This window comes from Salmonella sp. 32010601201800023SM (genome assembly GCF_017572235.1).
In the GTDB taxonomy this organism is placed as follows: Bacteria; Pseudomonadota; Gammaproteobacteria; order Enterobacterales; family Enterobacteriaceae; genus Salmonella; species Salmonella enterica.
Window position 1 is genome coordinate 363,733 of sequence record NZ_JAGEQS010000003.1, and the last position, 11,531, is coordinate 375,263.

The window sequence follows — 11,531 nt, forward strand, 5'->3', positions numbered from 1 at the left end:
GAAGCGTTATATCCTGGTAACATTTATTATAACAATGCCAATAAAAACGCTATCACATTAATAACAAACCTGGGAAATTGTGTCAGATCAAATATACTCAACCCAGGCCTGTTAACGTTATTTTCTATTATTACAGCGCTCTGCGCTGTTTTTAATTTCAAAACGCTAACAAAAGTTAATTAAGTATTATCCCATGCCGAGAGTGTGTATTTTTATTAAAAAAGGGATTTGTCCGGAATTTTCCTGACACTTAAATAAAATTATGTTTGTAGCAATGGAGCTTGTGCTACGCCTATGGACAATACGTATATTGGTGAGCAGATACGCGTCTCCACACGCCATACTAATAATTTAAAAAAATGGCGTGACAATGATCACATAAGTCACATTCTGTTCGCTTTATCTCGTGATTTACCTGATGGCGAGACACAAAAATTAAAGAATAAACGCCTGTTTTTAAAACAGACAAATCATAATTTACTGCTCTCGCTGACTCCACCTGCCCATCGCCAGAGGGTACTCCCCTCTGAACATCACCATCGCAAGAAAATAATTACTTAAAGCAACTCTGTAAAAAGCTTAATCGTTAATCGTCGCCACTGGCGCATTGAATATTCGCCATTTCCTGATGCTCATTCACACAAATCAGAAGATGGCTGTGATCCATTTATCAAAATTGACTGGGTTTATCGCGAGGATAAATAAAAATGTTATTTAGTATACAGCTTCTCATAATATTAATATGTCTGTTTTATGGTGCCCGAAAGGGCGGGATCGCGCTCGGGTTGTTGGGCGGTATTGGTCTGGTCATTCTGGTGTTTGTTTTCCATCTCCAGCCAGGCAAACCGCCCGTTGACGTAATGCTGGTCATTATCGCGGTAGTCGCCGCGTCGGCGACGTTGCAGGCGTCAGGCGGGCTGGATGTGATGCTGCAGATTGCCGAAAAGCTGCTGCGTCGCAACCCCAAATACGTCTCTATTGTGGCGCCGTTCGTCACCTGTACCCTGACGATTCTGTGTGGGACAGGCCACGTGGTCTACACCATTTTGCCGATTATCTATGACGTGGCGATCAAGAATAATATCCGTCCGGAACGTCCAATGGCGGCCAGTTCTATCGGCGCGCAAATGGGCATCATCGCCAGTCCGGTTTCCGTCGCCGTGGTTTCTCTGGTAGCGATGCTGGGCAACGTGACATTTGACGGAAAACATCTGGAGTTCCTCGATCTGCTGTCGATCACCATCCCGTCTACCCTGCTCGGTATCCTGGCAATCGGTATTTTTAGTTGGTTCCGCGGTAAAGATCTGGATAAAGACGAAGCGTTTCAGAAATTTATTTCCGTACCGGAAAACCGTCAGTACGTGTACGGCGATACCGCGACGCTGCTGGATAAAAAACTGCCGAAAAGCAACTGGCTGGCGATGTGGATCTTCCTGGCGGCGATTGCCGTGGTCGCTCTCCTGGGCGCGGACTCCGACTTACGTCCAACCTTCGGCGGCAAACCGTTGTCGATGGTGCTGGTCATTCAGATGTTCATGCTGCTGACCGGGGCGCTCATTATCATTCTGACCAAAACCAATCCTGCGTCTATCTCAAAAAACGAAGTTTTTCGTTCCGGTATGATTGCGATTGTCGCGGTATACGGGATCGCCTGGATGGCGGAAACCATGTTCGGCGCGCATATGTCGGAAATTCAGGGCGTGCTGGGCGAAATGGTCAAAGAGTATCCGTGGGCCTATGCCATCGTTCTGCTTCTGGTCTCCAAGTTTGTTAACTCCCAGGCAGCGGCGCTGGCGGCGATTGTTCCCGTCGCGCTGGCTATCGGTGTCGATCCGGCGTATATCGTGGCCTCTGCGCCGGCATGTTATGGCTACTATATCCTGCCGACCTACCCAAGCGATCTGGCGGCGATTCAGTTTGACCGTTCCGGCACAACCCGTATTGGTCGCTTCGTCATTAACCACAGCTTCATTCTGCCGGGTTTGATTGGCGTGAGCGTCTCCTGCGTCTTTGGCTGGATCTTTGCCGCAATGTACGGATTCCTGTAATGGCCGCGCGCGCCGCCCGGTTATGCGCGGCGCGCGACTTAGAGCCTGGCCCGTGAGGCTCTTAATACATTTTCTTACTATTAGGCTGGAAGCACATGTCGAAAAAAGAGTTTATCTATCAGGCGCCTTTCCCGATGGGAGAGGACAAAACAGAGTATTATCTGCTCACCTCCGATTATGTCAGCGTCAGTGAATTCAACGGAGAATCTATCCTCAACGTTGAGCCGCAGGCGTTAACGTTGCTGGCTCAGCAGGCCTTCCATGATGCGTCTTTTATGCTCCGTCCAGAACACCAGCAGCAAGTCGCCGCCATTCTCCATGACCCCGAAGCCAGCGAAAACGACAAATATGTGGCGTTGCAATTCCTGAGAAACTCCGAGATCGCCGCCAAAGGCATTCTGCCGACCTGCCAGGATACCGGCACGGCGATTATCATGGGTAAAAAAGGCCAACGCGTCTGGACGGGCGGCGGCGATGAAGCCGCGCTCTCCAAAGGCGTGTTTAATACCTATATAGAAGATAACCTGCGCTACTCGCAGAACGCGCCGCTGGATATGTACAAAGAGGTCAATACTGGCAGCAACCTGCCAGCGCAAATCGATCTCTATGCCGTCGATGGCGACGAGTACAAGTTCCTTTGCGTGGCGAAAGGCGGCGGTTCAGCAAACAAAACGTATCTCTATCAGGAGACCAAAGCGCTGCTCACCCCAGGCAAGCTGAAAAACTTCCTCGTTGAGAAAATGCGCACGCTGGGCACCGCGGCCTGTCCGCCATACCATATCGCCTTTGTCATTGGCGGCACCTCGGCGGAAAGCACGCTGAAAACCGTTAAACTCGCCAGCACCCACTATTACGACGCGCTGCCGACGGAAGGTAACGAGCACGGCCAGGCATTCCGCGATCTCCACCTGGAACAGGAACTGTTGGAAGAAGCGCAAAAACTTGGCCTCGGCGCCCAGTTCGGCGGGAAATATTTCGCCCACGATATTCGCGTAATTCGCCTGCCGCGTCACGGCGCTTCCTGTCCGGTGGGGATGGGCGTCTCCTGCTCGGCAGACCGTAACATCAAAGCGAAAATCAACCGCGAAGGCATCTGGATCGAAAAACTGGAACACAATCCGGGCCAGTATATTCCGCCAGCACTGCGTCAGGCGGGCGAAGGCGACGCGGTGAAAGTCGATCTCAACCGTCCGATGAAAGAGATCCTCGCCCAGCTATCGCAGTACCCGGTCTCGACTCGCCTGTCGCTGACGGGCACCATTATCGTAGGTCGCGATATCGCCCACGCGAAGCTAAAAGAGCGTATTGAATCCGGCGAAGACCTGCCGCAGTATATTAAAGACCACCCCATCTATTACGCAGGTCCGGCCAAAACCCCGGCAGGTTATCCATCTGGCTCATTAGGCCCCACCACCGCAGGCCGAATGGACTCTTATGTCGATCTACTGCAATCCCACGGCGGCAGTATGATCATGCTGGCGAAAGGCAACCGTAGTCAGCAGGTCACGGATGCCTGTAAAAAACATGGCGGCTTTTATTTGGGCAGTATCGGCGGCCCGGCGGCGGTACTGGCACAGCAGAGCATTAAGCATCTGGAGTGTGTCGAATATCCGGAACTCGGCATGGAAGCTATCTGGAAAATTGAAGTAGAAGATTTCCCGGCCTTTATCCTGGTGGATGACAAAGGCAACGATTTCTTCCAGCAGATTGTCAGCAAACAGTGCGCTAACTGCGCGAAATAACCTGGCAGGCCCGGCGTTCTCCCGGGCCGCGTTATCGGTTAATTGCCGGATGGCGCTACGCTTATCCGGCTTATCCGGCCTGCACGAGAGACCATGCTCACACTTTTACATCGCTGGTCGCTACCACAGAAATCGCCGGGCTATCCGGCTGTTCGACGAATGGCGGCGTTTTCCGGTATTTATCCAGCAGGTGGATCTGAATCTTGCGCAGCATATCGCCGTTCAAACGGTAGTAGCGGAAGTAGAGAACCAACGTCATCATGAAAAACAGTACCGGCAGGACAATCATAATAAACTGCATCCCCTGCAGGGTTTGCGCAGACTGCGCCACGTTCGGCGTGTAGCCAATCAGCCCCAGCACCAGAGCGATAAAGAACGCCGCAAACGCCGAGCCGCCCTTCACAACCATCGTCTGTACGGAATAAGCGATACTCTCGCAGCGAATATTGAGCTTAAATTCCCCATAATCGACCGTATCCGCCACCATGATCACCTGAAGCACCCAAAAGAGCGCGGTCCCGATATTCAGGAAAATACCCGCCGCCACGATTAAAGCGGCATTATGGATATCCGCCAACGCCATCGCGAAGAGCCCTGCGCAACTCAGAACGGGCATCACGGAGGCGCCCGCCCACAATATCCGCCGCGATAACATTTTCACCAGCCGGGGGAAGACAATCAGCGTCAGCAGATTCGCCGCGCCGGCGTAAGAAAGGTAATAGGGAAAAAGATCGGCATCGCCAATCACATAGGTGAAGTAGTAGATCGCAAAGCCATTGATAATATTGGAGGCAATGTTATACGCCAGCGCCATTCCCAACAGGCAAGAGAGCTGATCGTTTTTGTATATCAATCCAACGATCGTTTTTAACGTCAGATGTGGGCGGCCTGCCGTTACACCGTTGTCGGAGGAGTACACCTCATGTACGTTGCGTAATGTCACGATAGTCGAGGCGATAAAGAACGCAATCAGTACCAGCGTAAACATCTGAAAGCCGAACCCACGATCCGCCCCGCCAACATAGCTCACAAACGGCAGCGTTATACCGGCAGTGACGAAGCCAGCCAGACTGGCGAAGAAACGCGGAAACGGCACCAGTTGTTCGCGTTCTCGCTTATCAAGCGTAATGGTCGGCACCAGCGACCAAAATGGGATATCCATAATGGTATACGTCATGCCCCACAGGATGTAGGTTACGCAGACAAACACAACCTGCGCGGTTCCCTCAAAAAGATGGGCGCTGAACAGCAGGAAAAGCACCAGCGAATTGGTTAAGGTGCCGATCAATATCCACGGCTTAAATTTCCCCCACCGCGAACGCGTGGCGTTGACAATCCAGCCCATGATGGGATCGTTTATCGCATCCCAGATTCGCGCGACCAGAAAGAGGGTGCCGACGAGGCCGACCGAGAGTCCCACCACATCGGTGTAGTAATACATCAGGTACATATACACAATGCCGATGGCGAAATCCTTACCAAACGCACCGAACCCGTAACTCAGCTTTGTTGTCAGAGAGATGCTCATAGGGTACCGGGTCGCTGTTACCAGCGCCCGCCTTCTGTTAGTAGAGGTTAAACGCCGGATCTGCCGTCCAGCGCGGCTGGAGATTAACGGCGTAACCAGGCCGGAAGCCAGTCGCCATGCGCGGCGATCAGATCGTCAACCAACGCATAGATTTCTTCGATACCCAGCACCGCTGCGGTATGAGGGTCCATCATCGCCGCGTGATACACGCGATCGCGGTTTTCCGTGAGGATGGCTTCGGTCAACAGCGTTTGCACGTTGATGTTGGTCTGCATCATCGCCGCCAGATGGGAAGGGATCGTCCCCACCTTCGTCGGTTGAATGCCGTTGGCATCCACCAGACAAGCCACTTCCACGCAGCTTCCCTGCGGCAGGTTATCAATCAGCCCCTCATTACGCACATTGCCGTAAATCACGCTCGGCTCGCCGGTCCACAGAGCGTTCATAATGGTGCTGGCGTACTCGCGGGACGGTTTGATGTCGATACGCTCGGCGGTTTTATACTCCTCCAGCTCTTTATGCCAGTTCGCCAGTTGTTCTACGCAGCGTTTCGGATATTCATCCAGCGGCACCTTGTAGCGCGCAATCAGATCCTCGCGTCCCGGTTTAATAAACCACGGCGTGTACTCGGCAAAATGCTCTGATGACTCGGTGACGAAGTAGCCCAACTTTTTGAACATCTCATAGCGCACAATGTTCTGGCAGCGTTCATTGCCGTGAATATTGGGCTTCGGCGCCTGTCCGGCGTCATAGGCCGCCAGCAATTCAGGATAGAGATCGACATAAGTCCCGTCAGCCGTTTTGCGCTCCAGTTCCAGGTAAAACGCCATGTGGTTAATGCCGGCGCAGCGGTAGCGCAGCGAGGCGGGATCGATATTCAGGTCGCGCGCCAGTTCTTCCGCCGTTCCCTGTACCGAATGGCACAGGCCGACCTGTTTGATATGCGGATAACGGGCATACATCGCCCAGGTATTCATCGCCATCGGGTTGACGTAATTGAGCATGGTGGCCTTCGGACAGACTTCCGTCATGTCTTCGCAAATCCGCCACAGATGCGGGATGGTCCGCAGCGCGCGCATGATGCCGCCCGGCCCCAGCGTATCGGCGATCGTCTGTTCCAGGCCATGACGCTTACAAACCTCAAAATCGGTCACGGTGCAGGGTTCATAGCCGCCAATCTGAAAGGCGACCACCACGAAATCCGCATCCTGTAGCGCCGCTTTCTGGTTGGTATGGCAGGTAATCCGGCCAGAAGCGCCCGCTGAGTCCATCAGTTTCCGTACCACAATGTGCGACTCTTCCAGCCGGGTTTCGTCAATATCCATCAGGGCGACATGCGCTGACTTTAGCGCCTCGCGGTGAAACACATCGCCGAGGATATTTTTGACGAAAATCGTAGAACCTGCGCCGATAAAGGTAATTTTGGGTGCCGTCATCATGACTCTCCAGAACAGTAGTGAACACCTTCATGGTGGCACGCGTTCCCGGTGAAAACCTCCGTCTTCCCCGATGAGCATTCCCGAAAACTCAGATCGTATGCTGGCGCGCGGGAGATCTGAGTTTTTGGGACAAAATGGCGTAAAAAGCAGAGTATTCGGCCTGATAGTCAGGCTACGCTCTACAATATCGACGGATTCTGTGTCCGGATTCCCGGTTTCCTCCCGGCTAAAGGGGCATAATTCTGATAATTCAGGAAATGGAGTGACGATGAGTACGCAAGCAATATCCCTCCTCCCGCCCGACCCGCACATGTGCAACGGCGATGAAAAGCAAACCCGTAGCCCGCTGTCGCTCTATTCCGAATATCAACGACTGGACGTTGAACTGAGGCCGCCGCACAGAATGGCCAGCAGTCACTGGCATGGGCAAGTAGAAGTGAATGTTCCGTTTGACGGCGATGTGGAGTATTTAATCAACAATGAAGTCGTGCAGATAAAGCAGGGGCATATCACCCTGTTTTGGGCCTGTACGCCACACCAGCTTACCCGCCCCGGCAACTGCCGCCAGATGGCGATTTTCAGTTTGCCGATGCACCTGTTTCTCTCCTGGCCGCTGGATCGCGATCTTATCAACCATGTCACGCACGGGATGGTGGTTAAATCACTGGCGACCCAGCAGCTTAGCACCTTTGAAGTGTTGCGCTGGCAGCAGGAAACAAGCAGCCCGAATGAGCAAATTCGCCAGTTGGCGATCGATGAAATCGGCCTGATGCTTAAACGCTTTAGCCTTTCCGGCTGGCAGCCCATTTTGCTCAATAAAACATCACGCACCCACAAGAATAGCGTCTCACGCCATGCGCAGTTTTACGTAAGCCAGATGCTGGGATTTATTGCCGATAACTACGATCAGGCGCTCACCATTAACGACGTCGCGGAGCATGTCAAACTCAATGCTAATTACGCGATGGGAATATTCCAGCGGGTTATGCAATTGACGATGAAGCAGTACATCACGGCGATGCGCATCAATCACGTACGTGCCTTATTGAGCGATACTGACAAAACGATCCTCGATGTCGCTCTGACTGCCGGGTTCCGATCCAGCAGCCGTTTTTACAGTACTTTTAGCAAATTTGTCGGTATGTCGCCGCAACAATACCGCAAGCTAAGCCAGCAACGACGCCAGACGATGCCCGGCTAAAGCCGGATACCACTATCAGCCAAAAAAATAATTCACCTGTCGATAAACGGCGGGTGAAATCGCTCGACATCAATAATTAACCCATTGTTTATTAAAAAATAATATCAATAATTGACCATTATTCCATCACTTTACACCCCCTATTTGACGGGGTAATACTTGCCCACGTCACATTCATACGGCGGGTCGGCAAGGCGTAAATTGCACGGCCTCCACAACCGGGTAAAAGATGATGAAAGTATTAATTGTTGAAAGTGAGTTTCTGCATCAGGACACCTGGGTTGGCAACGCGGTTGAGCGTCTGGCGGATGCCTTGAGCCAACAAAATGTTACCGTCATTAAATCGACATCCTTCGATGACGGCTATGCCATCTTGTCCGCGAACGAAGCCATTGACTGTCTGATGTTTAGCTACCAAATGGAACAACCGGATGAGCACCTGAGCGTCAGGCAATTGATCGGTAAGCTTCACGAGCGTCAGCAAAACGTGCCCGTTTTCCTGTTAGGCGACAGGGAAAAAGCGACGGCATCGCTGGACCGCGACCTGCTGGAGCTTGTCGATGAATTCGCCTGGATTCTGGAAGACACCGCTGACTTTATCGCCGGACGCGCCGTTGCCGCCATGACCCGGTATCGCCAGCAACTGTTACCGCCGCTGTTTAACGCGTTGATGAAATACAGCGACATTCATGAATATTCATGGGCGGCGCCGGGACACCAGGGCGGCGTCGGTTTCACTAAAACGCCTGCCGGTCGCTTTTATCACGATTATTATGGCGAAAACCTGTTCCGCAGCGATATGGGGATTGAGCGTACCACGCTCGGTTCACTCCTCGACCATACCGGCGCGTTTGGCGAAAGCGAGAAAAACGCCGCCCGCGTATTCGGTGCTGACCGCTCCTGGTCCGTGGTTGTCGGAACTTCCGGTTCTAACCGTACTATTATGCAGGCCTGTATGACGGATAATGATGTCGTTGTACTGGATCGTAACTGCCATAAATCCATCGAGCAGGGGCTGATCCTCACCGGGGCCAAACCGGTATATATGGTGCCAAGCCGTAACCGTTACGGCATTATCGGGCCAATCTACCCGCAGGAAATGCAGCCTGAAACCTTGCAGAAAAAAATCAGCGCCAGCCCGCTGACCAAAACCAAAGCCGGACAGAAACCGTCTTACAGCGTGGTGACCAACTGTACCTATGACGGCGTATGCTATAACGCCAAAGAGGCGCAGGATCTGCTGGCAAAAACCAGCGATCGCATTCACTTCGACGAAGCATGGTACGGCTATGCGCGCTTCAACCCGATTTATTGCGATCACTACGCGATGCGCGGCGAGCCAGGCGACCATAACGGTCCGACCGTGTTTGCCACCCACTCCACGCACAAACTACTGAATGCGCTTTCACAAGCTTCCTACATTCACGTCCGTGAAGGCCGTGGCGCGGTGAATTTCTCCCGCTTCAACCAGGCCTATATGATGCATGCCACCACCTCTCCGTTATATGCCATCTGCGCATCCAACGATGTGGCGGTATCGATGATGGACGGTAACAGCGGCCTGTCCCTGACTCAAGAGGTGATTGACGAAGCGGTTGATTTCCGTCAGGCGATGGCGCGTCTTTATAAAGAGTTTACCGATGAAGGCGACTGGTTCTTTAAACCGTGGAATAAGGACGTCGTCACCGATCCACAAACCGGTAAAACATATGACTTCGCCGACGCGCCGGCAAAACTGCTGGCCACCGACCAGAACTGCTGGGTCATGCGCCCCGGAGAAACCTGGCACGGCTTTAAAGACCTGCCGGATAACTGGAGTATGCTGGACCCGATTAAAGTCAGTATCCTGGCGCCGGGTATGGGCGACGATGGCGAACTGGAAGCATCCGGCGTACCTGCTGCGCTGGTCACAGCATGGCTTGGCCGCCACGGTATCGTGCCGACCCGCACCACCGACTTTCAGATTATGTTCCTGTTCTCTATGGGGGTAACTCGCGGGAAATGGGGAACGCTGATCAACACGCTGTGCTCCTTCAAACATCATTACGACGCGAATACGCCGCTGGCGCAGGTGATGCCGGAACTGGTGCAGGATTATCCTGACACTTACGCGAACATGGGTATTCATGACCTGGGCGATAAAATGTTTGCCTGGCTACGTGAAAATAACCCGGGCGCCCGTCTCAACGCCGCCTATTCCACCCTGCCGGTTGCGGAGATTACCCCGCGCGACGCCTACAACGCGATTGTGAACAACAATATTGAAATGGTGGCGATTGAAAATCTACCGGGTCGCATTGCGGCGAACTCCGTTATTCCTTACCCGCCAGGCATCCCGATGCTGCTCTCCGGCGAAAACTTTGGCGATGAAAACAGTCCGCAGGTGGGTTACTTACGCTCACTGCAATCCTGGGATCATCACTTCCCTGGCTTTGAGCATGAAACCGAAGGCACGGAAATTATTGATGGCGTATATCACGTTATGTGCGTGAAAGCCTAATCACAAAGAGTCTTTTTTTGAGGATGGCATGTATTCCCTGAGTATTGCTGCAAAACAATAATACTGTCATACCTTTTTGCGCGGGCCCCATCCCGCGCTTTTTTTATACAAAAATGACAAGTTTCCACTCGCGTACAACTTTTTGTACACCCTAATTCATCGTACAAATATTGTAATATTATTCAGGAAAGTTATTTTAGTGCAGTTTCAATTCATCACACAATTGACTCAGTCCCCGTTATCTCTCCCGTTTGGCGAGATCCGGTATTTTATGTTCATATTCCAGGAGTTCGGGTATGAGGATTTGCAGCAACGAACCTTGCATAGTGTTATTAACCGAAAAAGATACATGGTTACGAGTAAATGGTAAGGAGCCAATCAGCTTAAAAGCGAATCATATGGCCATTCTGGCTTGTGAAAATAACGTTATTGACATTTCATCATTAAATAGCGTGCTAGTAATACAAGTGAGTCGCAATAATATTAAAGACTATTTACAATTCCTGAATAAAGATCTCTCACACCTTCCCGTCTGGCAACGCAACGCCGATCCCTTATTGACCGCCAACTGTCTGACGCCGGATATCTTCAGGGTCGCCGCCCGCTACAGCGCGATGGAAACACCGGATGAAATTGTTAGTGAACGTACCCGTGCGCTCCTTTTCACCGTTTTATCCCGCTTTCTTGACCACAAAAAATTTATTTCTTTGTTAATGCACATGCTACGCAGCCGCATCAGTGACAGCGTTTACCACATCATTCAGAGCGATATTCATAAAGACTGGAATCTGAGCGCCGTTGCCAGCTGCCTGTGCCTGAGTCCAAGCTTGTTAAAGAAAAAGCTCAAAAACGAGAATACCAGTTATAGCCAAATAATCACGACCTGCCGAATGCGTTATGCCGTAAACCAGTTATTAATGGACGGGAAGAATATCTCTCAAGTCTCACAGCTGTGTGGGTATAACAGCACATCATACTTTATTTCCGTGTTTAAAGAGTTTTATGGTATGACCCCCCTGCATTATGTTAGCCAACATCGGGAACGATCGGCTGCCTAATTTTTCTACACTCAA

8 protein-coding genes are annotated in these 11,531 nt (G+C 51.8%); 6 read left to right on the plus strand and 2 right to left on the minus strand.

Annotated elements, in window-relative coordinates; genetic code table 11:
• Positions 1-294 precede the first annotated feature (294 nt).
• The 3 genes from J4617_RS12590 (at position 295) to fumA (ending at position 3,790) form a co-directional block, all read left to right on the plus strand.
• Complete coding sequence (locus tag J4617_RS12590; protein ID WP_001530565.1) at positions 295-561, plus strand: hypothetical protein; 267 nt, start codon at positions 295-297, stop codon at positions 559-561.
• Between the two features lie 146 nt (positions 562-707).
• The gene (dcuB, locus tag J4617_RS12595) at positions 708-2,048 is read left to right on the plus strand and encodes an anaerobic C4-dicarboxylate transporter DcuB (RefSeq protein WP_000899149.1); all 1,341 of its coding nucleotides are present in this window, start codon (positions 708-710) and stop codon (positions 2,046-2,048) included.
• A 95-nt stretch (positions 2,049-2,143) separates the two neighbouring features.
• Positions 2,144-3,790, plus strand: a complete 1,647-nt coding sequence (gene fumA, locus J4617_RS12600) for a class I fumarate hydratase FumA (RefSeq protein WP_000037190.1) — start codon at positions 2,144-2,146, stop codon at positions 3,788-3,790.
• A 97-nt stretch (positions 3,791-3,887) separates the two neighbouring features.
• On the opposite strand, the gene melB is transcribed toward fumA, so the two are convergent.
• Entirely contained in the window at positions 3,888-5,318 is a 1,431-nt protein-coding gene (gene melB / locus J4617_RS12605) for a melibiose:sodium transporter MelB (protein ID WP_017465944.1), read from the minus strand.
• 83 nt (positions 5,319-5,401) lie between these two features.
• Complete coding sequence (melA, locus tag J4617_RS12610; RefSeq protein ID WP_001527488.1) at positions 5,402-6,757, minus strand: alpha-galactosidase; 1,356 nt, start codon at positions 6,755-6,757, stop codon at positions 5,402-5,404.
• Positions 6,758-7,025: 268 nt separating this feature from the next.
• Here melA and melR point away from each other — a divergent pair, with 268 nt between their 5' ends.
• The 3 genes from melR to J4617_RS12625 all read left to right on the plus strand — a co-directional run bounded on the left by melR (position 7,026) and on the right by J4617_RS12625 (position 11,516).
• The gene (gene melR / locus J4617_RS12615; RefSeq protein ID WP_000106992.1) at positions 7,026-7,958 is read left to right on the plus strand and encodes a transcriptional regulator MelR; all 933 of its coding nucleotides are present in this window, start codon (positions 7,026-7,028) and stop codon (positions 7,956-7,958) included.
• 232 nt (positions 7,959-8,190) lie between these two features.
• On the plus strand, positions 8,191-10,458 hold the full coding sequence (gene adiA, locus J4617_RS12620) for an arginine decarboxylase (protein ID WP_001542850.1): 2,268 nt from the start codon (positions 8,191-8,193) through the stop codon (positions 10,456-10,458).
• 296 nt (positions 10,459-10,754) lie between these two features.
• A complete protein-coding gene (locus J4617_RS12625) occupies positions 10,755-11,516 on the plus strand; it encodes an AraC family transcriptional regulator (protein WP_001217075.1) in 762 nt (253 codons plus the stop codon).
• The last annotated feature ends 15 nt before the right edge of the window (positions 11,517-11,531 follow it).

What these genes read in the sequence shown, in the direction of transcription:
- J4617_RS12590 (WP_001530565.1), top strand. Translation starts at nt 295, where the DNA reads ATGGACAATACGTATATTGGTGAGCAGATACGCGTCTCCACACGCCAT.
- dcuB (WP_000899149.1), top strand. Translation starts at nt 708, where the DNA reads ATGTTATTTAGTATACAGCTTCTCATAATATTAATATGTCTGTTTTAT.
- fumA (WP_000037190.1), top strand. Translation starts at nt 2,144, where the DNA reads ATGTCGAAAAAAGAGTTTATCTATCAGGCGCCTTTCCCGATGGGAGAG.
- melB (WP_017465944.1), bottom strand. Translation starts at nt 5,318, where the DNA reads ATGAGCATCTCTCTGACAACAAAGCTGAGTTACGGGTTCGGTGCGTTT.
- melA (WP_001527488.1), bottom strand. Translation starts at nt 6,757, where the DNA reads ATGATGACGGCACCCAAAATTACCTTTATCGGCGCAGGTTCTACGATT.
- melR (WP_000106992.1), top strand. Translation starts at nt 7,026, where the DNA reads ATGAGTACGCAAGCAATATCCCTCCTCCCGCCCGACCCGCACATGTGC.
- adiA (WP_001542850.1), top strand. Translation starts at nt 8,191, where the DNA reads ATGAAAGTATTAATTGTTGAAAGTGAGTTTCTGCATCAGGACACCTGG.
- J4617_RS12625 (WP_001217075.1), top strand. Translation starts at nt 10,755, where the DNA reads ATGAGGATTTGCAGCAACGAACCTTGCATAGTGTTATTAACCGAAAAA.